The organism is Pseudomonas sp. 09C 129, assembly GCF_002843625.1.
Taxonomy (GTDB): Bacteria; Pseudomonadota; Gammaproteobacteria; order Pseudomonadales; family Pseudomonadaceae; genus Aquipseudomonas; species Aquipseudomonas chlororaphis.
In genome coordinates, this window is record NZ_CP025261.1 from 103,164 (window position 1) to 127,802 (window position 24,639).

General features: G+C 62.3%; 20 protein-coding genes and 1 pseudogene. 9 read left to right on the forward strand and 12 right to left on the reverse strand.

Translation table 11 applies throughout. From position 1 onward, the window contains the following. Window positions 1-21 precede the first annotated feature (21 nt). From CXQ81_RS00520 to argE, 6 genes are all read right to left on the reverse strand, one after another. Window positions 22-990, reverse strand: coding sequence for a sulfonate ABC transporter substrate-binding protein (locus tag CXQ81_RS00520; protein WP_101336227.1), 969 nt, complete (start codon window positions 988-990; stop codon window positions 22-24). A gap of 89 nt (window positions 991-1,079) precedes the next feature. Further along, window positions 1,080-1,673, reverse strand: a complete 594-nt coding sequence (gene ssuE, locus CXQ81_RS00525) for an NADPH-dependent FMN reductase (RefSeq protein ID WP_007928287.1) — start codon at window positions 1,671-1,673, stop codon at window positions 1,080-1,082. Window positions 1,674-1,881: 208 nt separating this feature from the next. Further along, the gene (locus tag CXQ81_RS00530; RefSeq protein ID WP_007928285.1) at window positions 1,882-2,520 is read right to left on the reverse strand and encodes a peroxiredoxin; all 639 of its coding nucleotides are present in this window, start codon (window positions 2,518-2,520) and stop codon (window positions 1,882-1,884) included. Window positions 2,521-2,792: 272 nt separating this feature from the next. Further along, window positions 2,793-4,166, reverse strand: coding sequence for an OprD family porin (locus tag CXQ81_RS00535; protein ID WP_101336228.1), 1,374 nt, complete (start codon window positions 4,164-4,166; stop codon window positions 2,793-2,795). A gap of 507 nt (window positions 4,167-4,673) precedes the next feature. Beyond that, window positions 4,674-5,972, reverse strand: coding sequence for an amino-acid N-acetyltransferase (gene argA / locus CXQ81_RS00540; protein WP_009046098.1), 1,299 nt, complete (start codon window positions 5,970-5,972; stop codon window positions 4,674-4,676). Between the two features lie 145 nt (window positions 5,973-6,117). Beyond that, a complete protein-coding gene (gene argE / locus CXQ81_RS00545; RefSeq protein ID WP_037035237.1) occupies window positions 6,118-7,266 on the reverse strand; it encodes an acetylornithine deacetylase in 1,149 nt (382 codons plus the stop codon). A gap of 159 nt (window positions 7,267-7,425) precedes the next feature. Here argE and CXQ81_RS00550 point away from each other — a divergent pair, with 159 nt between their 5' ends. Further along, window positions 7,426-8,793: an inorganic triphosphatase gene (locus tag CXQ81_RS00550; protein ID WP_101336229.1), complete on the forward strand. Its 1,368-nt coding sequence runs from the start codon at window positions 7,426-7,428 to the stop codon at window positions 8,791-8,793. Between the two features lie 85 nt (window positions 8,794-8,878). Here the strand turns inward: CXQ81_RS00550 and CXQ81_RS00555 are convergent, their stop codons facing one another. Further along, window positions 8,879-9,349 (reverse strand): Lrp/AsnC family transcriptional regulator, encoded by a 471-nt coding sequence (locus tag CXQ81_RS00555; protein WP_007928270.1) that lies wholly within the window; start codon window positions 9,347-9,349, stop codon window positions 8,879-8,881. A 124-nt stretch (window positions 9,350-9,473) separates the two neighbouring features. On the opposite strand from CXQ81_RS00555, the gene CXQ81_RS00560 reads away from it, so the two are divergent. The 4 genes and pseudogenes from CXQ81_RS00560 to CXQ81_RS31665 all read left to right on the forward strand — a co-directional run bounded on the left by CXQ81_RS00560 (window position 9,474) and on the right by CXQ81_RS31665 (window position 13,379). Continuing rightward, window positions 9,474-9,794, forward strand: coding sequence for a hypothetical protein (locus CXQ81_RS00560; RefSeq protein WP_009046101.1), 321 nt, complete (start codon window positions 9,474-9,476; stop codon window positions 9,792-9,794). Between the two features lie 126 nt (window positions 9,795-9,920). Beyond that, complete coding sequence (locus CXQ81_RS00565; RefSeq protein WP_101336230.1) at window positions 9,921-11,699, forward strand: GspE/PulE family protein; 1,779 nt, start codon at window positions 9,921-9,923, stop codon at window positions 11,697-11,699. 498 nt (window positions 11,700-12,197) lie between these two features. Beyond that, window positions 12,198-12,524, forward strand: a pseudogene (locus CXQ81_RS31660) (HAMP domain-containing protein); the annotation flags it as partial. Between the two features lie 141 nt (window positions 12,525-12,665). Then, a complete protein-coding gene (locus CXQ81_RS31665; protein WP_370686844.1) occupies window positions 12,666-13,379 on the forward strand; it encodes a methyl-accepting chemotaxis protein in 714 nt (237 codons plus the stop codon). Between the two features lie 56 nt (window positions 13,380-13,435). On the opposite strand, the gene CXQ81_RS00575 is transcribed toward CXQ81_RS31665, so the two are convergent. Next, window positions 13,436-14,416 carry a hypothetical protein gene (locus CXQ81_RS00575; RefSeq protein ID WP_101336232.1) on the reverse strand — a complete coding sequence of 327 codons (981 nt, stop codon included), beginning with the start codon at window positions 14,414-14,416 and terminating at the stop codon, window positions 13,436-13,438. Between the two features lie 187 nt (window positions 14,417-14,603). On the opposite strand from CXQ81_RS00575, the gene CXQ81_RS00580 reads away from it, so the two are divergent. Beyond that, window positions 14,604-14,918 (forward strand): DUF2388 domain-containing protein, encoded by a 315-nt coding sequence (locus CXQ81_RS00580; protein WP_007928261.1) that lies wholly within the window; start codon window positions 14,604-14,606, stop codon window positions 14,916-14,918. Between the two features lie 77 nt (window positions 14,919-14,995). Here the strand turns inward: CXQ81_RS00580 and gcvP are convergent, their stop codons facing one another. Then, window positions 14,996-17,869 (reverse strand): aminomethyl-transferring glycine dehydrogenase, encoded by a 2,874-nt coding sequence (gcvP, locus tag CXQ81_RS00585; RefSeq protein ID WP_101336233.1) that lies wholly within the window; start codon window positions 17,867-17,869, stop codon window positions 14,996-14,998. Between the two features lie 174 nt (window positions 17,870-18,043). On the opposite strand from gcvP, the gene CXQ81_RS00590 reads away from it, so the two are divergent. From CXQ81_RS00590 to CXQ81_RS00600, 3 genes are all read left to right on the forward strand, one after another. Continuing rightward, the gene (locus tag CXQ81_RS00590; RefSeq protein ID WP_101336234.1) at window positions 18,044-19,186 is read left to right on the forward strand and encodes a DegT/DnrJ/EryC1/StrS aminotransferase family protein; all 1,143 of its coding nucleotides are present in this window, start codon (window positions 18,044-18,046) and stop codon (window positions 19,184-19,186) included. Window positions 19,187-19,570: 384 nt separating this feature from the next. After that, window positions 19,571-20,254, forward strand: a complete 684-nt coding sequence (locus tag CXQ81_RS00595) for a hypothetical protein (RefSeq protein WP_007928255.1) — start codon at window positions 19,571-19,573, stop codon at window positions 20,252-20,254. A 209-nt stretch (window positions 20,255-20,463) separates the two neighbouring features. Further along, the gene (locus tag CXQ81_RS00600; protein WP_007928247.1) at window positions 20,464-21,171 is read left to right on the forward strand and encodes a hypothetical protein; all 708 of its coding nucleotides are present in this window, start codon (window positions 20,464-20,466) and stop codon (window positions 21,169-21,171) included. 98 nt (window positions 21,172-21,269) lie between these two features. Here the strand turns inward: CXQ81_RS00600 and gcvH are convergent, their stop codons facing one another. From gcvH to CXQ81_RS00615, 3 genes are all read right to left on the reverse strand, one after another. Next, window positions 21,270-21,653, reverse strand: coding sequence for a glycine cleavage system protein GcvH (gcvH, locus tag CXQ81_RS00605; RefSeq protein ID WP_009046109.1), 384 nt, complete (start codon window positions 21,651-21,653; stop codon window positions 21,270-21,272). A 51-nt stretch (window positions 21,654-21,704) separates the two neighbouring features. Next, window positions 21,705-22,787: a glycine cleavage system aminomethyltransferase GcvT gene (gene gcvT / locus CXQ81_RS00610; protein ID WP_085532918.1), complete on the reverse strand. Its 1,083-nt coding sequence runs from the start codon at window positions 22,785-22,787 to the stop codon at window positions 21,705-21,707. A 156-nt stretch (window positions 22,788-22,943) separates the two neighbouring features. Further along, window positions 22,944-24,560, reverse strand: a complete 1,617-nt coding sequence (locus tag CXQ81_RS00615) for an iron ABC transporter permease (RefSeq protein ID WP_007926754.1) — start codon at window positions 24,558-24,560, stop codon at window positions 22,944-22,946. Window positions 24,561-24,639 lie beyond the last annotated feature (79 nt).

Sequence of the window (24,639 nt, forward strand, 5' to 3'; positions counted from 1 at the left end):
TTGTCTCCTAATGGGATCGAGTTACGGCGCTTTGGCAACGGCGGCTGGAGGCGTCCAGATCACGTCTTTGATGCTCAGGGGTTTGGGAATCAGCTTGAGCTGGTGGAAGCTGTCGGCGATTTTCTGCTGGGCCGCCACCACGTCCGGGGTCAGGAAGTGCGCGCCATAGCCCTGGCGTTTCACCGAGGTCAGGGTGATGTCCGCCGGCAGGCCGAGCAGTGGCGCCACCTGCTGGGTCACCTCGTCCGGGTTGGCCTTGGACCATTCGCCCACCGCGCGCACTTCTTCCACCAGGGTCTTGATCACCTCGGGGTGCTGTTGCGCGTAGGGTCTGGTTGCCAGGTAGAACTGGTGGTTGTCGACGATGCCGCTGCCGTCACGCAGGGTGCGGGCTTGCAGCTGCTGCTCGGCCGCCGCCTGATAGGGGTCCCAGATCACCCAGGCATCGACGCTGCCACGCTCGAAGGCGGCGCGGGCATCGGCGGGCGGCAGGAATACGGTCTGGATGTCGCTGTACTTGAGGCCGGCGTCTTCGAGGGCGCGGACCAGCAGGTAGTGCACGTTGGAGCCCTTGTTGAGGACCACCTTCTTGCCCTTGAGCTCCGCCACCGACTTGATCGGCGAATCCTTGGGGACCAGGATCGCTTCGCTGGTCGGCGCCGGTGGCTCGTAGGCCACGTACAACAGGTCGGCACCGGCGGCCTGGGCGAATACGGGCGGGGTCTCGCCGGTGACGCCGAAGTCGATGGAGCCGACGTTCAGCCCTTCCAGCAACTGCGGGCCACCGGGGAACTCAGTCCATTGCACCTGCACGCCCTGCTCCGCCAGGCGCTTCTCCAGCGAGCCCTTGGCCTTGAGCAGCACCAGGGTGCCGTATTTCTGATAGCCGATACGCAGGGTTTCGGCCGCTTGGGCTTGAACGATGGCGCCGAAGGACACAGCCGCAGCAAACAGAGCGACCAGACCACGACGCAAAATCACAGGGCGCATGGCGCTCTCCTTTTTGCTGTTGGGTTTTGGCTGCACCTGCTAGGCCGTTGGCGGCTAAGTAAGGCCAGTACTTCAGAATCGGGTAGGACTCAAATGCTCCAGCGAGCACTCAACAAACGGTCATTCAACAGATTCGGGTCCAGCGGCTTGGGACGCCGCGCCATGGCGCTGTGGAACTGTTCCAGGGCTTCGCGCAAACGCTGCTCCAGCGCCGGTGCCAGCTGCGCCTGGGCGCTGCCTTCGCCGTAGGCGATCTGGCTGTCTTCGGCGAAGATGCCCTGGAGCATCTCCTGGGCCTTCAGGGCCGACAGCACCGGCTTGAGTGCGTAGTCCACCGCCAGCATGTGGGCGATGCTGCCGCCCGTGGCCATCGGCAGCACCACCTTGTGGTTCAGGGCGCGTTCCGGCAGCAGGTCGAGCACGGTTTTCAGCGCACCGGAAAACGATGCCTTGTAGACCGGGGTGGCGATCAGCAGGCCATCGGCCTGTTCGATCTGTTGCAACAGGTCGATCACCATCGGGCTGTCGAAGCGCGCATGGAGCAGGTCCTCGGCCGGGAAATCCCGCACCTGATAGTCGACCACTTCCACACCTTGTTGCTGCAACCAGCGTTTGGCGTGTTCCAGCAGCACCCCGGAGCGGGAGCGTTGGCTGGGACTGCCACCGAGTGAGACGACCAGCATGCAGAGGTTTCCTTTAGCGGTAATGGGCGATTCGCGGTTTGCGATCTCGCTGAGCTGAGCAGACCTTAACAGCCTATTTATATATCCATAAATCTTATTTTTTCATTTGTTTATTCTTTAAATGAATATAAGAAAAGCCATTTTCCAGGCAAAAAAATAGGCCGTCGAAACGGCCTTAAAACCCCTGCTTTGTGAATACGGTCTTGGGTCAGCGATTCGGCTGTGGAGTCAGGCGCAGGTAGGGTTTGACCGCGCGATAACCTTTGGGGAAGCGTTTCTTGATTTCCTCTTCGTCCTTGAGCGACGGCACGATCACCACTTCATCACCGTCCTGCCAGTTGGCCGGGGTGGCCACCTTGTAGTTGTCGGTGAGTTGCAGCGAGTCGATCACCCGCAGGATCTCGTGGAAGTTGCGCCCAGTGCTGGCCGGATAAGTGATGGTCAGGCGCACCTTCTTGTTCGGGTCGATGACGAACAGCGAACGCACGGTCAGGGTGTCGTTGGCATTCGGGTGGATCAGGTCGTACAGGTCCGAGACCTTGCGGTCGGCGTCAGCCAGGATCGGGAAGTTGACGAGGGTGTTCTGGGTTTCGTTGATGTCCTCGATCCACTTGTGGTGCGAGTCCACCGGGTCCACCGACAGGGCAATGGCTTTCACGCCGCGCTGGGCGAACTGCTCCTTGAGCTTGGCGGTGAATCCCAGTTCGGTGGTGCACACCGGGGTGAAGTCCGCCGGATGGGAAAACAGCACGCCCCAACTGTCGCCGAGCCACTCATGGAAGCGAATCTTGCCGGCACTGGAATCCTGTTCGAAGTCGGGGGCGATGTCGCCAAGTCTGAGGCTCATGTTGCTGCTCCTGTGAGTGCGTTATGAACCCTACTGTGCCTGCGCCTGGGAATATTTAAAAAGAATAAATATCGATTTATTTAGACTGTAAAGGAATATTAAAAATCTCTTCACTGGATTCGCGCACGCCCAGGGCACACCATCCTCGACAAGGTTCGAGAAGGCCTTGAGTAGCTGTAAAGAGGGGTTTCGGGGAGGACCTACGGGGGTGGGTCCGACCTGGATGACAACACCTCGCCCGGCATTGCGCCGGGCGAGGTTTTAACGTCGGATTACAACAGCGGGATCGAGTAGCTGACGATCAAGCGGTTTTCGTCCTGCGAGCGCTGGCCCGGAATGTCGTTACGCCACATGGCGTTTTTCCAGGTCAGGCCGAGGTTTTTCAGTGGACCTTCCGGAATCACGTAGGCCACGGTCAGGTCGCGTTCCCACTCGCTGGCGTTGGTAACCGAAACGGAACGCTGAGGGGTAACGGAACCCTCTCGGCCAGTCGTATCGATGTTGTCGCCACGCAGATAGATCACGCCGGCGGTCAGGCCAGGCACGCCTACCTTGGCGAAATCGTAGGAGTAGCGAGCTTGCCAGGTACGTTCGCCAGCACGGGCGAACTTGGCGATCTGCATGTCGGTAGTCAGGTAAGCCGACGAACCGTCACCCTGGTTCAGCCAAGGGAAATCGCTGTCACCGTTACTGACCTGGTAGCCACCACCGAAGGTATGACCGGCAACCGAGTACAGGAACAGGCCGCTGATCAGGTTGTTATCAACCTTGCCCTTGGTGATGCCGGTACCGTAGTCACCGGTGGTGTAGTAGGCCGAGTCATGGCCGTTGGCACCGTCGTCGCGGCTGTTGAAGTAGCGCAGGTCAGACTTCAATACGCCCGGGCCGATAGCCCAGTTGTGCAGCAGGCCAACGAAGTGCTGCTTGTAGAAGTCTTTCAGGTTGCCGTAGTAGTACTGAGCGGTCAGATCTTTAGTGATCTTGTAGTCACCACCACCGTAGATGAACTTGTTGCTGTCGCGACCAGCAGCGGTGTGCGCGTTGGCGCCGGCAATCGACAGTTCTTCGTTGTTGCTGGAGTTACGACCCTTGGCATGCTCGATCTGACCGCCAACCAGTGTCAGGTCCTTGATGTCGTTCGAGGTGATCTGACCGCCCTGGAAGGTTTGCGGCAGCATACGGCCATCGTTGGTCACGATGACGGGCAGTTTTGGCTGCAGGGTACCGAGCTTCAGCTCAGTCTGAGAGATCTTGGCTTTGGCAGTCAGGCCCAGGCTGGAGTAGTTATCGACTGCTTTGCCGTTGGACTCGCTCGGGAAGACGGTGCCGCCGTAAGAAGTAGCAGAGGCGCCGTTGGTGCCGCCGCCCGAGTCCAGCTTGATACCCAGCAGGCCGATGGCGTCGAGACCGAAACCAACGGTGCCTTCGGTGTAACCGGAAATGAAGTTGAGCTGAAAGCCTTGGCCCCACTCTTCCTGCTTGCTCTGCGCGCCGGACGCCTTGGTATCGGCATCGCGGTTGTCAGTATTGATATAGAAGTTACGCAGACCCAGAGTGGCCTTGCTGTCTTCGATGAAACCGGCGGCGCCTGCCTGCTGCGCCAGAACCCCAACAGCCACAGCCAGGGCCAAGGTGGACTTGTTCATGTTTCGCTCCTCTCGTTTCTAATTCTTGTGTACTCAGGCCCAGGGTCTGATGCCCCGGGTCCATCGGTGGGCGATTAGCGCCAGACCGTGACTCATAAGTCAATCGTAACCAACTGTGTCTACGACCAAGGTCTAATCGCGATGATTTGCTCCTTGCAGGGTAATGAGTTTTCCATAATCCCAAAAAGAATTATTTCATTCTTTTTCATACCGTTCTGGAATATCAGTAGATATGCCTGCTTGAGCCGTGGCACAAGGTATCGGCGTACCGTCTGATTCCTGAATGGTATTTCCCCGCTGATCTTTAGATCGATCAGTTAAAACATAAGCCAGATACGTCAACCAGTATCAAAAAGGCGACGCAATAATGGCTTCGCGCCGATGGTCGCGTCAATTTGTTACAGTTTTTGTGTCACGCGAATTTATTTTTCTGAAACACAAATCGCTTGCAGCGGGTGCAGCAAAAACCCGCTCCTGTCAAGAGCGGGTTGCCGAAGGGAGTAATGCTCAGAGGGCTTTTTCGAAGATCTTCGAGTTGCGCTGGTAGTTGTACAGCGAGGCCCGCGCAGAAGGCAGGCGCTCGACACTGCTAGGTGCGAAACCGCGTTCGCGGAACCAGTGGGCGGTACGGGTGGTGAGGACAAACAGGGTTTTCAGGCCCTGGGCCCGGGCCCGGGTTTCGATCCTTTCCAACAGTTCGTCGCCGCGACCGCCGTGGCGGTATTCCGGGTTCACCGCCAGGCAGGCCAGCTCCCCGGCGTCGGAGTCGGCGATCTGGTAGAGCGCGGCACAGGCGATGATCATCCCCTCGCGCTCAACCACGCTGAACTGCTCGATTTCACGCTCCAGCACCTCGCGGGAACGCCGCACCAGAATCCCCTGCTCTTCCAGCGGGCTGATCAGATCCAGCAGACCGCCGACGTCCTCGATGGCCGCCTCGCGGACCAGTTCGAACTGCTCCTGGGCCACCAGCGTACCGCCACCGTCACGGGTGAACAGCTCGGTCAGCAGCGCGCCGTCTTCGGCGTAGCTGACGATATGGCTGCGCCCTACTCCGCCCCGACAGGCTTCGGCCGCGGCATCCAGCAGTTCCGCCTGATAGTTGCCGCCCAGACGCTGCAAATGCGCCGGCACCTGCTGCGGACGCAGTTCGCGCACCAGGTTGCCGCTTTCATCCAGCAGGCCACGCTCGGCGCCGAACAGCAGCAGTTTGTCGGCAGCCAGGTCGATGGCCGCGCGGGTGGCGACGTCTTCGCAGGCGAGGTTGAAGATTTCCCCGGTCGGCGAGTAGCCCAAGGGCGACAGCAGTACGATCGAGCGCTCGTCCAGCAGGCGGTTGATGCCCTTGCGATCGACCCGGCGCACTTCGCCGGTGTGGTGATAGTCGACACCTTCGAGCACGCCGATCGGCCGGGCGGTCACCAGGTTGCCGCTGGCGACCCGCAGCCGCGAACCCTGCATCGGCGAGGACGCCATGTCCATGGACAGCCGCGCTTCGATGGCGATGCGCAACTGGCCGACGGCGTCGATCACGCACTCCAGGGTCGCCGCATCGGTGATGCGCATGCCGTGGTGGTAATGCGGGGTCAGGCCACGGGCGGCCAGGCGGGCTTCGATCTGTGGACGCGAGCCGTGCACCAGCACCAGGCGCACACCCATGCTGTGCAGCAGCACCAGGTCGTGGACGATGTTGCCGAAGTTCGGATGTTCTACGCCGTCGCCGGGCAGCATGACCACGAAGGTGCAGTCGCGGTGGGCATTGATATAAGGAGAAGCGTGACGAAGCCAATTGACGTAATCGGGCATAACCTGAGCCTGTAAATAAGAAGCAGCCTATAAAAGGACGAAACGGGAAAACGCACAGCGGGCTGGTGGTTATCGTCGGAACAGGCTTGGCGACACGCTCGCTCTCCTTGAGGTACGGGCTTGGCCGTCGATGATTTAGTAGAAATCAGGCCGGCGTCAGGCAGTAATGGTTAATCAGTTCACGTAGTAGATGCACGGTAGGCTGCAAGCGTGACATTTCGAGGTATTCCCCCGGCTGGTGAGCACAGGCGATGTCGCCCGGGCCCAGCACCACTGTCTCGCAGCCAAGGCGCTGAAGATAAGGCGCTTCGGTGCCGAACGCCACTGCTTCGGCGCGATGGCCGGTCAGGCGTTCGGCCACCCGCACCAGTTCGCAGTCTTCGGCCTGCTCGAAGGCCGGTGCTTCGGGGAACAGCGGCGCATAGTCGATCTTCACCTGATGCCGCTCGGCCACGGGCACCAGCTTCTGCCGAATGGCCGCGCGCAGCGCCTGCGGGTCCATGCCCGGCAACGGCCGCAGGTCGAACTCCAGCGAGCACTGACCGCAGATCCGGTTCGGGTTGTCGCCACCGTGGATACACCCAAGGTTCAGGGTCGGCTGCGGCACGCTGAACTGCGGATTGCGGAATTCGCGCTGCCACGCCAGGCGCAGGCCGCGCAGTTCGCCGATGGCATCGTGCATGGCTTCCAGGGCGCTATGGCCCAGGCTCGGGTCGGAGGAATGGCCGCTGCGCCCGAGAATATCGATGCGCTCCATCATCACGCCTTTGTGCATGCGGATCGGCCGCAGCCCGGTCGGCTCGCCAATCACCGCGGCGCGCCCCAGTGGCCGGCCGGCTTCGGCCAGGGCCCGGGCGCCGGCCATGGAGCTTTCCTCGTCACAGGTGGCGAGGATCAGCAATGGCTGCTTGAAAGGCTGGTCCAGCAGCGGCCGGACCGCCTCGATGACCAGGGCGAAAAAGCCTTTCATGTCGCAGCTGCCGAGGCCGACCCAGCGTCCGTCGACCTCGGTGAGCTTCAGCGGGTCGGTCTGCCACAACGCGCCGTCGTAGGGCACGGTGTCGCTGTGTCCGGCCAGCACCAGGCCGCCGGGGCCGCTGCCGAAGCTGGCGAGCAGATTGAACTTGCCGGGGCTGACCTGCTGGATGTCGCAGGCAAAACCCAGGTCGCCGAGCCAGCTCGCCAACAGGTCTATGACCGCACGATTGGACTGATCCAGCGCCGGCTGGGTACAGCTGACCGAAGGTGTGGCAATCAGCGCAGCGAACTGCTCTTTCATGGACGGCAATGGCATGCGCTGGCTCCCGGGCTCCAAGATGAAGTCCATCATAGAGCCATCCTGCGACAGGAATAAACCGCCACGGCACCTCGACGCGGCGAGTCCTGTACACTGCACGGCCTTGGCAGCCACACATTTCCCCCGGCTGCGCTCCCGATCCTGGATTTTCCGGCCATGCAGAAAGAAACCGAAATCAAACTCCGCGTCAGCCGCGAAACCCTCGCCGCCCTGCGTGAGCACCCGCTCCTGAAAAAACGCAACAAAAGTGGCTGGGAACACCGCGAACTGATGAACCAGTACTTCGACACGCCCGAGCGCGACCTGGCCCACGCCAAGGTCGCCCTGCGCCTGCGCCGCGACGGCGAAGAAGTGATCCAGACCCTCAAGACCCGCGGCCAGAGCGTCGCCGGCCTGTCGGAACGCAACGAGTACGACTGGCACCTGGCCAAAGCCAAGCTCGACCTGAAGAAACTCGACGGCGAATGCTGGCCCGAGCAACTGGCCGAGCTGGACAAGAAAACCCTCAAGCCGATCTTCACCACCGACTTCGTCCGCGAACGCGCGGAAATCGCCTGGGGCCGCGGCAAGGCCAAGGTGGTGATCGAAGCCGCCCTGGACCTGGGCCACGTGATCGCCGGCAAGCAGAAGGAAGAGATCTGCGAGCTGGAACTGGAACTGCGCGAAGGCGAACCGGCCGCCCTGCTGGAACTGGCCGCCGAACTGGCCGCCACCCTGCCACTGATGCCCTGCGATATCAGCAAGGCCGAGCGCGGCTACCGCCTGTTCGACGCCAACAGCTACTCCCTGAGCCTGCCCGCTCTGGAGCTGAGCGCGCAAACGCCGCTGGACGACGCCTTCGCCGCGCTGACCTGGCACCTGCTGGGCAGCAGCCAGCGCCTGGCCGAGCAATATCGCTTCAACGGTCACTGGCGTCTGCTGCAGGACTGGGTCGAGAACCTGGCGGAACTGCGCGCCCTGGTCAGCAGCCTGGGCCAGGCTGCGCCGCGCCAGGCGACCGCCGAGTTGCGCGCGTCGCTGGACGGCCTGCTGGAAGACTGGCGTCCGCTGGTGCAAGCCGGCCTGGACGACGAAGACGTGCGCAAGGCCGCGCCCGAACAGTTCATCGAAGAGCTGCAGGACGTGCGCTGGGGCCTGTTCTCGCTGAACACCTCGCGCTGGTTGCTGGCCCGCAGTTGGACCGCCGAGCGCAATACCCGTGGCAACCGTCAGGGTGCGGCGCAACTGGGCAGCTGGTTGCCGCGCCTGCTGGCCGACGAAGCCAGCGCCCTGCAACTGCCACGCTACCAGCAACAGCCAGAAGACCTGGCCGAGCAACTGCCGCGCATCGAACGCATCCAGTCCTGGTTGCATCACGCGCGCAACGTGCTGGAAATCCCGGAGCTGGATCGCCTGTACGGCGAGTTGAATAAGCTGGCGCAACTGGCCAACGAGCCGATCACCGACGAAACCCTGGATGCCCGCAAGCAACAGGCGATCACGGTGTTCCAGAACCGCGCGTGGAAGACCTTGCTGCGCATGTAACGGCCTGATCGCGAGCAAGCTCGCTCCTACAGGTTGGCGGTAACCCCTTGTAGGAGCGAGCTTGCTCGCGATAGCGCCAACTGCATCAACGCAGGACGGGCAGGCTGGTCGTGGACTTGATCTCCGACAGCGCCACGATCGAATTCACTTCCTGGATCCCCGGCACCATCGACAGTTTCTCGAAGAAGAAACGCTCGTACGCCTCGATGTCCGCCGTGACGATGCGCAACAGGAAATCCACCGCCCCCATCAGCACATAACACTCCAGCACCTCCGGAAAACCGCGGATCGCCTCGGTGAATTCGGTGAAGTTGGAACGGCCGTGGGCGTTGAGTTTGACCTCGGCGAAGATCTGCGTGTTGAGGCCGATCTTCTTGCGGTCGAGCAAGGTCACCTGGCCACGGATCACCCCCTCCTCCTTGAGCCGCTGGATCCGCCGCCAGCACGGTGACTGCGACAGCCCCACCTGCTCGGCGATCTGCGCGCTGGACAGCGAAGCATCCTCTTGCAGCAGCGCCAGAATGCGGCGGTCGTAAGCGTCCAGCTCGCTATGCATAGAAAACCCTCAATAATCTTTAAGGACGAATCATCCAATTCGATAATCCGGAAAATACGTTCATCTTAGATAAGAAATACCCGCAACCGAATGTAAAAATTTCTCCATTGATCTGGAGAACCCCATGCCCTCTCTCGAAGCCGTCAGTTCCCGCGCCGATGTGTGGAATGTCGCCAACACCCATTGCCGGGTGCATTACCAACTGGTCACCGACGCCGAAGCCGATGTGCTGTGCCGGGTGCTCAATCATTTCGCCCTGCAGTCCCTGCTGCCGCAGCAGGTCCAGGTGCAACAGCAGGACGGTTCGCTGCTGATGGAAGTGCTGCTCGACGGCCTGAGCTGGCACCGCGCCCAGGTCATCGCGGAAAAACTGCGCAACCTGATCAGCGTGTGTTCGGTACAGCTGCAACTGGCCGAGCGCGAGCCGCTGCAGGCCGCCGGCTGAGGGCGCCAGGCAAAACCCTGCAACGCTTGGGCGACTGGCGGTCGCCATCCCGGGACTATTCTTGGCATTGCGTGGTCAGAGGCGCATCTAACCCGCCTGCTGCCGGATTGTTCACAAGGAGCCCGCATGTCCGTTCCTCTCGTTACCCAGGACCACTGGCTGGATCTCAACGATCTGCTGCGCGACCTGGTCGCCCAGGGTTTCATCAGCCAGGACTCGGCCGAACACGCCCTGACCACCCGCCGTAATGCCGCCAACAGCCAGCTGCATCCGCTGGAGTTTCTCGCCAGCCAGCACCTGGACGACCTCAGCCGGCCCGGCAGGCGCCTGGACCTGGAAAGCCTGACCCTGTGGCTGGCGCAACAGGCCGGCCAGCCGTACCTGCGCATCGACCCGCTGAAAATCGACGTCGCCGCCGTCACTCCGCTGATGTCCTACGCCTTCGCCCAGCGCCACAAGATCCTCGCGGTGTCGATCGACGCCGAGGCGATCACGGTGGCCAGCGCCCAGCCTTATGTCAGTGCCTGGGAAGCCGACCTGACCCACGTGTTGAAACTGCCGATCAAGCGGGTGGTGGCCAACCCGGTGGAAATCCAGCGCCTGACCGTGGAGTTCTTCCGCCTGGCCAAGTCGGTCACCGGCGCCAGCGCGGACCAGAAAAGCCACGCCCCGGGCAACTTCGAACAACTGCTCAACCTCGGCGCCAGCGATCAGGAGCCCGACGCCAACGACGCGCACATCGTCAACATCGTCGACTGGCTGTTCCAGTACGCGTTCCAGCAACGGGCCAGCGATATCCACATCGAGCCGCGCCGCGAACAAGGCAGCGTGCGCTTTCGCATCGACGGGGTGCTGCACAACGTCTATCAGTTCCCGCCCCAGGTCACCATGGCCGTGGTCAGCCGCCTGAAAAGCCTGGGCCGGATGAACGTCGCGGAAAAACGCAAACCCCAGGACGGCCGGGTCAAGACCAAGACCCCGGAAGGCGGCGAAGTGGAATTGCGCCTGTCGACCCTGCCCACCGCCTTCGGCGAAAAAATGGTCATGCGCATCTTCGACCCCGAGGTGCTGCTCAAGGACTTCGACCAGTTGGGGTTCTCCAGCGACGACCTGCGGCGCTGGCAGGAAATGACCCGCCAGCCCAACGGCATCATCCTGGTCACCGGCCCCACCGGTTCGGGCAAGACCACCACCCTGTACACCACCCTGAAGAAACTGGCGACGCCGGAGGTCAACCTCTGCACCATCGAGGACCCGATCGAGATGGTCGAGCCGGCGTTCAACCAGATGCAGGTCCAGCACAACATCGAGCTGACCTTCGCCAGCGGCGTGCGTGCGCTGATGCGCCAGGACCCGGACATCATCATGATCGGCGAGATCCGCGACCTGGAAACCGCGGAGATGGCGATCCAGGCCGCGCTCACCGGCCACCTGGTGCTGTCGACCCTGCACACCAACGACGCGCCCGGCGCCATCAGCCGCCTGCTGGAACTGGGCGTCGCGCCTTACCTGATCAAGGCCACGCTGCTGGGAGTCATGGCCCAGCGCCTGGTGCGCACCCTGTGCCCGCACTGCAAGACCCCGCTGACCCTGGACGAAGGCGACTGGCAAAGCCTGACCCGGCCCTGGCAGGCACCGCTGCCCAGCCATGCCCACGGCGCCACCGGCTGCCTGGAATGCCGCGATACCGGCTACCGGGGCCGCGCCGGGGTATATGAAATCATGCAGTTGAGCGACAGCCTCAAAGCCCTGATCAGCGCCGACGCCGACCTGCTCGCCATACGCCGCCAGGCCTTCTTGGAAGGCATGCGCAGCCTGCGCCTGTCCGGGGCGCAGAAAGTCGCGGCCGGGCTGACCACCCTCGAGGAAATATTGCGGGTCACCCCACAAAGCGAGCAGCGATAAGGCCCCTCGTCAGTGGCTTCCCGTGCCTCTGGACTACGCTTAGCCACACGTCCAAGCGAGCAGGGAACGGGCATGAACATCCGTCAGAAAATGATCGTCTCCGGAGCGGTCAGTGTACTGGCCATCGCACTCGTCTCCAGCATCGGCTGGTGGGGCCAGGTGCGACTGGCGCAAGCGCTGGCGGACAGCCAGCTCAATGCCAGCGCGCTGCGCAATCACCTGGAAGCCGACATGATGCACGACGCGCTGCGGGCCGATGTGCTGGCCGCCTTCGCCAGCCCGCCCGGCGCGGCCAGCGAGGGCGAGCAGATCAGAAGCGACCTGCGCGAACATGGCGAATGGTTCCGCAAGGCCCTCGCGGAAAATGCCGGGCTGCCCCTGGCGCCGGACATTCGCCAGGCCATCGGCGAGCTGCAGCCGGTGCTGGAAAACTACATTGGCGCCGCGCAACAGATTGCCGAACAGGCGCTGCGCGACCCTGTCGCCGCCCGCGCGGCAATGCCGGCGTTCGCCAAGAGCTTCAGCGAGGTGGAAAGCCGCAACGAGGCCCTGAGCAGCAAGATCGAAACCAGTACCGCGCAGGCTCGCGAAGCCAGCGAAAAAGCCGTGCGCCAGGCCGGCTGGTGGCTGGTTGGCGGCAGCCTGCTGGCCGTATTGGCGCTCTGCCTGCTGACTCGCCGGTTATTGCACTCGGTACTGCGCCCCCTGGAAAAATCGGTCGCCACGGCCCGGGCCATCGCCCAGGGCAACCTCAGCCTGCCGATCAGCGTCGACAGCGACGACGAGGCCGGGCAGTTGCAAAAAGCCCTGGGCGAGATGCAGAGCAACCTGCGGGACATGATCACCACCATTCGCCGCGAAAGCGAAGGCCTGCAAGGCACCTCCCACAACCTGAGCCAGACCTCCCAGGGCATTGCCAGCGGGGCCAGCGAGCAAGCCCAGGGCGCGAACAGCATGGCCGCGGCCATGGAGCAGATGATCAGCAATATCGCCCAGGTGGCCGAGCATGCGCGTAACGCTCAGGACATCTCGGCACAGTCGGAATCCCTCGCCGGCAGCGGCGGCCAGGTCATCCTTGGGGTGGTCGATGGCATGGCCCACATTGCCGAGGCGGTCAATCAGTCGTCGCAAAGCATCACCGCCCTTGGCCAATCCTCGGAGGAAATCCACTCGATCATCCAGGTGATCAACAGCATCGCCGAGCAGACCAACCTGCTGGCCCTGAACGCCGCGATCGAGGCAGCCCGCGCCGGCGAGGCCGGGCGCGGGTTCGCCGTGGTCGCCGACGAAGTGCGCAGCCTGGCCGGGCGCACGGCGCAATCGACCCGGGAAATCACCGGCATGATCGAGCGCATCCGCGAAACCACCAGCCAGGCGGTGCGCAGCATGCAAACCGGGGTCAGTCGGGTGAACGACGGGGTGAGCATGGCCCAGCAGGCCGGCACCTCGATCAACGAAATCCGCGAAGGCGCGCAACGCTCGGCGCTGATGGTCGAGGAGATTTCCCACACCATCGGCGAGCAGTCCAAGGCCAGCAGCGAAGTGGCGCAACAGGTGGAGATGATCAATCAGGTTGCGCAACGCAACAGCCAGGCCATGCATGAACTGGCGACGACGGTCGAACACATGGAGCGCTCCGTCGCCACCCTGCAGACCTCGGTGACGCGTTTTCAGTTGTAAGAAGGGCCCGGGCCACCCGTGAAAAGATACCGCCGATGACAGCCCGCAGCGGCCCGCTACCAGTCGGCGACACCCAATCCGGCATTGGGCTTGATCCACAGCACCGCTCCGTTATCACGGCGTTGCTGTATCGAGCGCCCGGCGTCGAGCGTTTCCCCCGTACGCAGGTTCTGCGCGCAGTCCGACTTGCTCGGGCTGAACATCAGGGTCCCCGGCGTGTCCTGGCGAACCCTCATGCCGCGGGGGTAGTGCCAATCGCCCAGGGTCAGGTCTTGCGCCAGTTGCCCACGCCAACGTCCAGGTTGCCGCTGCTCGTCGAGGTCCAGGCTCAGGTCCGACAGCGCTATCCCCTGGATAACCACCGCCGGTGAAGCCAGACCGATGGTGTCGATGCTGAACCTGCCGTCGTACTGCCTGACCTCGCTGGAGTCCGGCCACTTCACCCCGGCCACATCGGCTCCGGTCACCAGGGTGCAGTCAGAGAAGCGCCAGCGGCTGGGCTGCAAGCGGTCCGCGTCGGCAATGTCCAGCGTTACCCAGGTGCCACCGGCGCAGGGCCAGCCCGCAACGACCTGGTCACGGCTCAGCAGCATCTTTGAGAGAGGGCCGCTGCCGTACATCTGCAACTCTGTAACCTCTACGCCGTTGATCCTGTGTGGTGCAGCGAACTCGGCGTAAACAAGGCTGCGCAGTCCATAGGGTTGCGGCCGGCCTTGCGCATCCAGAGGTTCAAGCGTTCCCAGATTCAGCTTGGCACCTGCGGGCAATTGCAGGCCATCAAGCTGTACGCCCTGCTCAAGTTGCGGGTGGTGCGCCTCATTCAGTTGATTGTCCCGGTGGATTTTCCACAGTACGCAAACCACGATAATTACGCATACCCCTGCAAGCACACCGAAGTGCAGGGGCTGACGACGCATCCGGTGTCGGCAGGCCGGAATGAGCAAGGCAATCAACAGCAAGGGAAGTCCGATAAAGGACAGCAACACCAGGTTCAGCAGGGTTCCATACATCATCGCGCCAAAAATCAAGGCAAGCATCCGTGCAGTCGAGAAAGTCGCCCATGGTGACAAATGCGACTGCTGCGTTCCAGTGCGCCGACTCAACGCCGAAGTACCGCTCAGCCCCCGTCCACACAGGCGAAAGCTTGTTGGAGCAGCAGGGAACTCAATCGGGCCAACGCCTATCAAAGGGCTCAGTTTTCCCCCCTAGTTGGAGTCACCCACCATGCGTCTCAAAACAGCTGTCGCCACCCTGGCCCTGCTTTCCCTGCCTGTAGGTTCGGCAATGGCCGACAGCTTCTGGCGTAACATCCTTTCCACCGGCGCCACCACCGCGTCGACCTACCTGACTTCCAAGGATCACAAGCTGATCGGCGCCGCCCAGGACGACGCCAGCAGCTTCGTCGCCAGCGAAGGCAACATCCGCGGTCCGTACCTGGAAGCCGCGATGCAGAAAGTCCGTGCCGACAACCCGGGCCTGCAGGCCACCGACATGGAGCTGGCCAACGCGATCCTGGCGAAAAACGCCGTCGCCCAGTGACCGCCAGCCTGTAGCCAGGCTTACGCAACGAAAAATGCCGCTCACGAGAGCGGCATTTTTTTGCCCGTCGTTCGAGCTCAGCGATAGGCATCCACCGGTACGCAGGCGCAGAACAGGTTGCGGTCGCCGTAGACATTGTCGACCCGGTTCACCGTCGGCCAGTACTTGTGCGCCCTGGCGTGGGGGCTGGGGATCACTGCCTGCTCGATGCTGTAGGGCCGCTCCCAGACCCCGGCGATGTCCGCCAGGGTATGGGGCGAGCGCTTTAGCGGGTTGTCTTCGGCCGGCCAGTTGCCTTCCTGGACCTGGGCGATTTCGGCGCGAATGCTCAGCATGGCCTCGATAAAACGGTCCAGCTCGGCCTTGGACTCGCTTTCGGTGGGCTCCACCATCAGCGTGCCCGGCACCGGGAACGACATGGTCGGCGCGTGGAAACCGTAGTCCATCAGGCGCTTGGCCACATCCTCTTCGCTGATGCCGGTCTGCGCCTTGAGCGGCCGCAGGTCGAGAATGCATTCGTGGGCGACCCGGCCGTTGCGCCCGCTGTAGAGCACCGCAAAGGCCCCGCTCAGGTGTTCGGCCAGGTAGTTCGCCGAGAGGATCGCCACCTCGCTGGCATCCGCCAGTTGCGGGCCCATCAGGGCGATGTACATCCAACTGATCGGCAGGATGCTGGCGCTGCCCCAGGGCGCCGCGCTGACCGCGCCGTTCTGCGGCAGCGGCCCGTCGATGGCCACCACCGGGTGGTTGGCCACGAACGGCGCCAGGTGCGCCCGCACGCCGATCGGCCCCATGCCCGGGCCACCGCCGCCGTGGGGAATGCAGAAGGTCTTGTGCAGATTCATGTGGGAAACGTCGGCGCCGATATCGGCCGGCCGCGTCAGCCCGACCTGGGCATTGAGGTTGGCGCCGTCCATGTACACCTGGCCGCCGTGACTGTGGATCACCTCACAGATCTCACTGATGCCCTCTTCGTACACCCCGTGGGTCGAAGGATAAGTGGCCATCAGGCACGCCAGGTGTCCGCCCGCAATCTGCGCCTTGTCCTTGAGGTCTTGCAGGTCGACGTTGCCGGCGGCGTCGCAATCGACGATCACCACCTGCATGCCGGCCATCTGCGCCGAGGCCGGGTTGGTGCCGTGGGCCGAGGCGGGAATCAGGCAGATATTGCGTTCTCCCTGCTGGCGGCTCTCGTGGTATTTGCGGATCGCCAGCAACCCGGCGTACTCGCCCTGGGCCCCGGAGTTGGGCTGCATGCAGATCGCATCGAAGCCGGTAATGGCGCATAACCAACGCTCCAGCTCCTCGATCATCAGCGAATAGCCGAGGGCCTGTTCCGGCGGGACAAAGGGATGCAGGTTGGCGAAGCCGGGCCAGGTGATGGGGATCATCTCGCTGCTGGCATTGAGCTTCATGGTGCAGGAGCCCAGCGGGATCATCGACTGGTTCAGCGCCAGGTCCTTGTTCTCCAGTTGCTTGAGATAGCGCAGCATCTCGGTTTCGCTGTGATGGCTGTTGAACACCGGATGGCTCAGGTAAGACGTGCTGCGCAGCAGGTCCTGGGGGATGCCCGGGACCAGGGTTTCAGCATCCAGTTGCGCGACGTCCAGCCCGTGGTCGGCGCCGAGGAACACATCGAACAGCCGGGCGACGGTGCTCTCGTCGCAGGTTTCATCCAGGCTCAGGCCCAGGTGCCCGCGTCCGAGGATCCGCAGATTGATCTGCGCGGCCTTGGCGCTCTCGATGATGGCCGTCTGGCTACCGCCGACCTCCAGCGTCAGGGTGTCGAAGAACTGCCGGTTCAGCCGCTCGATGCCCTTGCGCTCAAGGCCGGCGGCGAGGATGCAGGTCAGGCGATGGACGCGCTGGGCGATGCGCCGCAAGCCTTCCGGGCCGTGATAGACCGCGTAGAAACTGGCGATATTGGCCAGCAGCACCTGGGCGGTGCAGATGTTCGAGTTGGCCTTCTCGCGGCGGATATGCTGCTCCCGGGTCTGCAGGGCCATGCGCAGCGCCACGTTGCCCCGGGCATCCTTGGACACGCCGATGATCCGTCCCGGAATCGCCCGCTTGTACTCCTCGCGGCTGGCGAAGAACGCTGCGTGGGGCCCGCCGTAGCCCATGGGCACGCCAAAGCGCTGGGACGAACCGAACACCACGTCGGCCCCCAGCTCGCCCGGCGGCGTCAGCAGCAACAGGCTCAACAGATCGGCCGCCACGCAGGCCAGCGCCTGCTGCGCGTGCAGGTGATCGATCAGCGGCCGCAGGTCGCGAATCTCGCCGTGGGTGTCCGGGTATTGCAACAAGGCGCCGAACACCTGGTGCCGCTTGAGGTTGTCCAGGCTGTCGACCACCAGTTCGAAGCCGAACCCTTCGGCGCGGGTCTGCACCACCGAGAGGGTCTGCGGATGGCAGTTCTGGTCGACGAAGAACAGATTGCTTTTCGACTTGGCCACGCGCTTGGCCAGGGCCATGGCTTCGGCGGCGGCCGTGGCTTCGTCCAGCAGCGAGGCGTTGGCCAGTTCCAGGCCGGTGAGGTCGATGGTCAGTTGCTGGAAATTGAGCAGGGCTTCGAGCCGGCCTTGGGCGATTTCCGGTTGGTAGGGCGTGTAGGCGGTGTACCAGCCGGGGTTTTCCAGCACGTTGCGCAGGATCACCGTGGGGGTCAGGGTGCCGTGATAACCCATGCCGATCAGGCTGGTCCAGACCTGGTTCTGCTCGGCGTAACCGTGCAATTTGGCCAGGGCGGCCTGCTCGTCCAGCGCTGGCGGCAGGTCCAGCGGACGGTTGAAACGGATGCCCGGCGGCACGGTCTGTTCGATCAGCTCGACCCGGCTGCCCAGGCCCAGGCTGTCGAGCATCGCTTGCTGCTCGGCGGCGTCGGGCCCGAGGTGACGCCGCAGAAAGGCATTGGGATCGCGTAACTGACTCAAGGACGGCAACTGGGACATGACGGGCTCTCTCTCAGGCGGCGCTCGGCGTCGATGGAACACGGTCAAAGCAGCATAGCAGCCGATCCCGCACGCCGACGGTATGGCACCCCGGGCGAACCGGTAGCATGATGCTCGACTCCGGCGCGGCCCGCCGCCCTGCCTCGACCACTGTTTATCGGGTATCCCATCGTCATGAGCCAGCTGCCTTTCCTGCCGTTTTCCAAACCCACCATCGATGAAGCCACCATCGCCAGCGTCGGCGAAGTGCTGCGTTCGGGCTGGATCACCAGCGGGCCCAAGGTCCAGGCCTTCGAGGCGCAACTCTCGCAGTACTGCGGCGGGCGCCCGGTGCGCACCTTCAATTCCGGCACCTGCACCATGGAGATCGCCCTGCGTATCGCCGGCATCGGCCCTGGCGATGAAGTCATCACCACGCCGATCTCCTGGGTGGCCACGGCCAACGTGATTCTCGAAGTCGGCGCCACCCCGGTGTTCGCCGACATCGACCCGATCACCCGCAACATCGACCTGGCCCAGGTGGAAGCCGCCATCACGCCCCGGACCAAGGCCATCATCCCGGTGTTTCTCGCCGGCCTGCCGGTCGATATGGCACGCCTCTACGCCCTGGCGCGCAAGCACGGCCTGCGGGTCGTGGAAGACGCCGCCCAGGCACTGGGCTCAAGCTGGAATGGCGAACGCATCGGCGCTGGCGGCGACCTGGTCTCTTTCAGTTTCCAGGCCAACAAGAACGTCACCTGCAGCGAAGGCGGCGCCCTGGTGCTGAACACCGCCGAAGAGGCTCGCCTGGCGGAGAAGTATCGACTGCAGGGCGTGACCCGCCACGGCTTCGACGGCCTGGACGTGGACGTGCTGGGCGGCAAATTCAACATGACCGACGTCGCGGCCGCCATCGGCCTGGGCCAGTTCGCCCACCTCGAAACCCTCACCGCTCATCGCCGCGAACTGGCCCGGCATTACTTCGAATGCCTGGGCAGCGACTTCGAAACCCGCTACGGCGCCCAGCTGCCCCCGGCGGACTTCGGCAACAGCAACTGGCACCTGTTCCAGCTGGTACTGCCGGAGCGGCATGACGGCAAACCGGCGCGGGCGACCTTTATGGAGCAGATGCAGGAGCGCGGGATCGGCATCGGCTATCACTACCCGCCGATTCACCTGCTGAGCCTGTACCGCGAGCGCGGTTTCAAGGAGGGGATGTTCCCGGTGGCGGAACGGGTGGGACGCCTGATCGTCTCGTTGCCGATGTTCACGGCCATGAGCAAGGGTGATGTCGAACGCTCGGTAGCGGCGGTGAAGGCGGTCTTGCAAGAGGCATAAACAGATACCGGCCCCTGAACGGCCAGCCCTTGCACTATTCAAGACGCTCAATGCCCTGCATTGGGCGTTTTTATTTCAGCGATAAAGATAGTTGCCAATCGCTATATATCAGCGCCACCGGCCAACTTTCTTGTGCCAAAAACCAGACTCCCGACAGAACTTTGTCTAACTGCGCACATAAACACATGATAAGCCAGCACGATTCAAAACATTGAATTTCCGCAATACAGACAGCACCAAAGACAATAGCCAATAGTTCTATAGTTCAATTTTTTGCATGCTATGTTTACTGATGACTGCGCAGTTGAGACAAAAGGCCACTACGTAGTTGCAAAGACCGTTACAAAATCCATGCTTCAATCTATTCGAAATGGAGTTCAAGAAATGAGCAGCCAACAAATAATTCTATACATCGAAGAACAGCAGTTGATTGCACAAAAAAACAACAACTACAGCCTTTATCTGGCCAAGAAAGTAAACAATGACTTCACTGTCATCTGGCAATCAAAAGGACCTATTGCCACCGTCAACAACCCTAGTTACCAATATAGAAACACTTTCGATGTCACCACCCCGTCGTTCATGGTCAACTACACCAATGACCCGGTCAGCAGTGGCGATGTCACCTTCACCTCCGGCGGCAAGAACCTGCCGATCAGTACCGGCCAGATCACCACCCTCGATGCCAATGGTGTGTTCACCCCGGCCAAGAATGGCGGCGTACCCTCGGACGTGCTGATCAACAACCTGCTGCAAGGCAATCCACATCAAATCCTCCTGGACTCCAACGGCAATAACATCTGGGTGAATCGCCAGAGCGGCATGAACATCGGTACTGCGACGCTGACACCAAAAAGCCAATACCAAGTCTGGTTCGGCAACATTCAGGAAACCGGTTCGTTGATCGCCACCAACCTGTCCAACCCCTATGTGGTGACCCTGCAGGATGGCGGCAGCATCACCATTACCTACACCGACAGTGGAACCTGGGTGACCGGCGAACCGGCCAAACGCCTGAGCGCTGCTGAAATCAAGGCACTTCACGCCAGGGCCGGGATCGCGGCATAGTCCGCGGGACGGGCTCGAGCATCGGTTGCGCGAAGGACGCAGAGCACCACGCGATACCCTTGGCAGTCTTTCGCTCGCAAACGCCGCTCAAACAAGAAAACCCTGTATATCGCCGATCTACAGGGTTTTTTGTTGATGGCGTCGAACCCGGCCAGCAGGACTCGAGACTCTGCACCGAAATCATCCACGGGATGAACGTGAGATTAGCCATGAGCAAACAGACCATCATCGTCTATATCGAAGAAGATCAACTTGTTGCCCAAAAGGTAAACAACTACAGCCTCTATCTGGCGAAGAAAGTAAACAGTACTTTCACCGTCATCTGGTTTGCAAAGCCCCCCTTCGCCGCACCCAACCAGCCGTCCTATCAATATAAGAACGTCTTCAATATCACCAATGACTCTTACATGGTCAACTTTACAAACACGCCCGTGCAAGAGGGAGATGTCAACTTTACTTCAGGCGGAAAGAACCTGCCCATCAACACCGGCCAGATAACCACCCTGACTAAGTACGGTGTATTCAGCCCTGCAAAGAACGGTGGCACGCCAGGAGATGTTTCAATAAATAACGAACTTTCGGCCAACCCCAGCGAAATATTATTGGACTCTACCGGACTCAATCTCTGGGTGAACTGTTCAGGCGGCATGAATATAGGTGTCGCTACCATGACACCCAAGAACGAGTTTCAATTATGGTTCGGCCCAGGCCAGACAGCGGGCTCGTTAATCCCCAGTACTCTGTCCAATCCTTACACCATCAGCGTGAACGACGGAGAAACCAAAACCGTCACCTACAACAACCAGGGCGCCTGGGTCAGCGGCGAACCGGCACGGAGCCTGACAACAGAAGAAATAGCCGAACTTCATGTCAGGGTAAGCAAAGCCGTGCTGCTGGCCAGATCGCTCCGTCGCTAGGCCAGTGACTTGAGTTGTCGCATTGTCTTAAACGAAAAACGCCGCATATCCGATAAGGGAACACGGCGCTCTTGTAACAGCTTGGCTTGCGGTAGCGGTTATTCGCCGATAGCGGCCTTATAACCGGCTGCGTCGAGCAGCTTCTCAAGATCAGCAGCGTTGGCCGGCTTGAGCTTGAAGATCCAGGCGCCGTACGGGTCGCTGTTGAGCAGTTCCGGGCTGCCGCTCAGGTCTTCGTTGACCGCAATCACTTCGCCGGCCACTGGCGCGTAGATGTCGGAAGCGGCCTTCACCGATTCCACCACACCGGCCTGGTCGCCAGCGCCGAAGACGTTGCCGACTTCGGTCAGCTCGACGAACACCACGTCGCCCAGGGCTTCCTGAGCGTGGTCGCTGATGCCCACGGTCACGGTGCCATCGGCTTCCAGACGGGCCCATTCGTGACTTTCGGCAAAACGCAGGTCAGCAGGGATATCGCTCATGTTCTGTGTCCTCAAGAAGAAATGTCAGCGGTAGATCCCGCCGGAAATAAGTTAGATCAAGGTTTTGCCATGACGCACGAAGGTCGGTTTTACCACCCGGACCGGGTACCACTTGCCACGGATTTCCACTTCTGCGCGGTCGGCGGTAGCCATGGGCACCCGCGCCAGGGCGATCGATTTGCTAAGCGTAGGAGAGAAACTACCACTGGTGATCTCTCCTTCGCCAACATCGGCGATGCGAACCACCTGATGGGCACGCAGCACGCCGCGTTCTTCCAGCACCAGGCCGACCAATTTGTGCTTCACTCCACCCGCGCGCTCGGCCTCCAGCGCGGTGCGCCCGATGAACTTACGCGACGCCGGCTCCCAGGCAATGCTCCAGGCCATGTTGGCCACCAGCGGTGAAACCTCCTGGTGAATGTCCTGGCCGTACAGGTTCATGCCGGCCTCCAGGCGCAGAGTGTCCCGGGCGCCGAGGCCGATCGGCGAGATACCCGCGCCCACCAGATCGTTGAAGAACGCCGGGGCCTGGTCAGCCGGCAGGACGATTTCCAGGCCATCCTCGCCGGTGTAACCGGTGCGCGCGATGAACCAGTCGCCATCGGCCTGGCCTTCGAAGGGCTTGAGTTGCTGGATCAGCGTGCCGCGCGACTGGGTCACCAGCTCGGCGATCTTGTGGCGGGCGTGAGGCCCCTGGATCGCCAGCATCGCCAGCTCGGAGCGTTCGTGCAGTTGCACCTGGAAAGCCCCCAGCTGCGCCTGCATCCAGGCCATGTCCTGGTCACGGGTGGCGGCGTTGACCACCAGCCGGTAACCGGCTTCGGTGCGGTAGACGATCATGTCGTCGACGATACCGCCGTGCTCGTTGAGCATGGCGCTGTACAAGGCCCTGCCGGGGCTTTGCAGGCGTTCGACATCGTTGGCCAGCAAGTGCTGGAGCCAGGCCTTGGCCTGGGGGCCGTCGACATCGATCACGGTCATGTGGGATACATCGAAAACCCCGCAATCGCGTCGCACCTGATGGTGTTCCTCGACCTGCGAGCCGTAATGCAGAGGCATATCCCAACCGCCAAAATCGACCATCTTCGCGCCCAGGGCGAGATGAAGGTCATACAGAGGCGTGCGCTGTCCCATGGGTTTCTCCTTCCGGGCGTGGCGAAGGTGCGGGCGGTCGCTGTATGAGCTGGAAGCCGTGAAATAGAAGGCTCTCAGATAATTCAAAAGACCCGATCAGAAAGATCGACCACACCGAATGCCGCGCATTGTAGCCGCAAGGTGTGACACTGGCACCTAACCGATTCGATGAGCGGAGCGTCGGATCAGTCCGATCACCGGCAGCAATCCCACCAGGACCAGGGTCAGGGCCGGCAACGCGGCACGCGCCCACTCGCCCTCGCTGGTCATCTCGAAGATCCGCACCGCCAGCGTGTCCCAGCCGAACGGGCGCATCAGCAAGGTGGCGGGCATTTCCTTGAGCACATCGACGAACACCAGCAACGCCGCGCTCAGGGTGCCGGGCAGCAACAGCGGCAGATACACTTTGAAAAACAGTCGCGGTCCGCTGACCCCCAGGCTGCGCGCCGCTTCCGGTAACGAGGGGCGGATCCGCGCCAGGCTGCTTTCCAGCGGCCCGTAGGCCACCGCGATAAACCGTACCAGATAGGCCAGCAGCAACGCCGCCAGGCTGCCCAGCAGCAACGGCTTGCCCGCCCCACCCAGCCAGCCCGACAGCGGGATCACCAGCTCGCGGTCCAGATAACTGAAAGCCAGCATGATCGACACCGCCAGCACCGAACCCGGCAAGGCGTAACCCAGGTTAGCCAAGCTGACGCCGGAGCGGATCGCCCGGGTCGGTGCCAGCCGTCGGGCGAACGCCAGCAGCAGGGCCACGCTGACCGTGATCAGGGCCGCCATGGCGCCCAGGTACAGGGTGTGCAGGATCAGCCCGGCATAACGCTCGTCGAGGTCGAAACGGCCACGCTGCCAGAACCACACCACCAGCTGCAGCACTGGGATGACAAAGGCGCAGGCAAACACCAGCGCGCACCAACTGGTGGCCGCCAGGGCCTTGATGCCATGCAGGTGGTACAGCGCCTTGCCCCGCGGCCGCTCGTTGCCGGAGCGACTGGCGCCACGGGCGCGACGCTCGCCGTACAGCACCAGCATCACCGCCAGCAGCAACAGGCTGGCCAGTTGCGCGGCGCTGGACAGGCTGAAGAAGCCATACCAGGTCTTGTAGATGGCGGTGGTGAAGGTGTCGAAGTTGAACACCGCCACCGCGCCGAAATCGGCCAGGGTTTCCATCAGCGCCAGGGCCACGCCGGCACCGATGGCCGGCCGCGCCATGGGCAGGGCCACGCGCCAGAACGCCTGCCAGGGCGTCTGCCCAAGCACCCGCGCGGCTTCCATCAGGCCTTTGCCCTGGGCCAGGAACGCGGTGCGCGCCAGCAGGTACACATAGGGATAGAACACCAGCACCAGGACCAGGATCACCCCGCCGGTGGAGCGCACCCGCGGCAGGCGCAGGCCCGTGCCGAACCATTCGCGCAGCAGGGTCTGCACCGGGCCGGAAAAGTCCAGCAGACCGACGAAGACAAAGGCCAGCACGTAGGCCGGAATCGCAAAGGGCAGCATCAGCGCCCAGTCCAGCCAGCGCCTTCCGGGAAACTCGCAGAGGCTGGTCAGCCAAGCCAGGCTCACCCCCAGCAGCGTCACGCCGACACCGACGCCCAGCACCAGGGTCAGGGTGTTGCCCAGCAGGCGCGGCATCTGGGTCTCCCACAGGTGCGACCAGATCTGCTGGTCGATCACCTGCCACGACAGCAGCAGCACGCTCAGCGGCAGCAGCACCAGGGCGGCGACGGCAAAAACCAGCGGGTACCAGCGACGTTGGGCGGGATGGGCCACGAAAGACTCTCGAACGAGATGGATCAATAAAAGGCAATTTCGAACCGGTTAAACAAAACGCCCCGCAAAGGCGGGGCGC

What these genes read in the sequence shown, in the direction of transcription:
- CXQ81_RS00520 (WP_101336227.1), bottom strand. Translation starts at nt 990, where the DNA reads ATGCGCCCTGTGATTTTGCGTCGTGGTCTGGTCGCTCTGTTTGCTGCG.
- ssuE (WP_007928287.1), bottom strand. Translation starts at nt 1,673, where the DNA reads ATGCTGGTCGTCTCACTCGGTGGCAGTCCCAGCCAACGCTCCCGCTCC.
- CXQ81_RS00530 (WP_007928285.1), bottom strand. Translation starts at nt 2,520, where the DNA reads ATGAGCCTCAGACTTGGCGACATCGCCCCCGACTTCGAACAGGATTCC.
- CXQ81_RS00535 (WP_101336228.1), bottom strand. Translation starts at nt 4,166, where the DNA reads ATGAACAAGTCCACCTTGGCCCTGGCTGTGGCTGTTGGGGTTCTGGCG.
- argA (WP_009046098.1), bottom strand. Translation starts at nt 5,972, where the DNA reads ATGCCCGATTACGTCAATTGGCTTCGTCACGCTTCTCCTTATATCAAT.
- argE (WP_037035237.1), bottom strand. Translation starts at nt 7,266, where the DNA reads ATGCCATTGCCGTCCATGAAAGAGCAGTTCGCTGCGCTGATTGCCACA.
- CXQ81_RS00550 (WP_101336229.1), top strand. Translation starts at nt 7,426, where the DNA reads ATGCAGAAAGAAACCGAAATCAAACTCCGCGTCAGCCGCGAAACCCTC.
- CXQ81_RS00555 (WP_007928270.1), bottom strand. Translation starts at nt 9,349, where the DNA reads ATGCATAGCGAGCTGGACGCTTACGACCGCCGCATTCTGGCGCTGCTG.
- CXQ81_RS00560 (WP_009046101.1), top strand. Translation starts at nt 9,474, where the DNA reads ATGCCCTCTCTCGAAGCCGTCAGTTCCCGCGCCGATGTGTGGAATGTC.
- CXQ81_RS00565 (WP_101336230.1), top strand. Translation starts at nt 9,921, where the DNA reads ATGTCCGTTCCTCTCGTTACCCAGGACCACTGGCTGGATCTCAACGAT.
- CXQ81_RS31665 (WP_370686844.1), top strand. Translation starts at nt 12,666, where the DNA reads ATGGAGCAGATGATCAGCAATATCGCCCAGGTGGCCGAGCATGCGCGT.
- CXQ81_RS00575 (WP_101336232.1), bottom strand. Translation starts at nt 14,416, where the DNA reads ATGCTTGCCTTGATTTTTGGCGCGATGATGTATGGAACCCTGCTGAAC.
- CXQ81_RS00580 (WP_007928261.1), top strand. Translation starts at nt 14,604, where the DNA reads ATGCGTCTCAAAACAGCTGTCGCCACCCTGGCCCTGCTTTCCCTGCCT.
- gcvP (WP_101336233.1), bottom strand. Translation starts at nt 17,869, where the DNA reads ATGTCCCAGTTGCCGTCCTTGAGTCAGTTACGCGATCCCAATGCCTTT.
- CXQ81_RS00590 (WP_101336234.1), top strand. Translation starts at nt 18,044, where the DNA reads ATGAGCCAGCTGCCTTTCCTGCCGTTTTCCAAACCCACCATCGATGAA.
- CXQ81_RS00595 (WP_007928255.1), top strand. Translation starts at nt 19,571, where the DNA reads ATGAGCAGCCAACAAATAATTCTATACATCGAAGAACAGCAGTTGATT.
- CXQ81_RS00600 (WP_007928247.1), top strand. Translation starts at nt 20,464, where the DNA reads ATGAGCAAACAGACCATCATCGTCTATATCGAAGAAGATCAACTTGTT.
- gcvH (WP_009046109.1), bottom strand. Translation starts at nt 21,653, where the DNA reads ATGAGCGATATCCCTGCTGACCTGCGTTTTGCCGAAAGTCACGAATGG.
- gcvT (WP_085532918.1), bottom strand. Translation starts at nt 22,787, where the DNA reads ATGGGACAGCGCACGCCTCTGTATGACCTTCATCTCGCCCTGGGCGCG.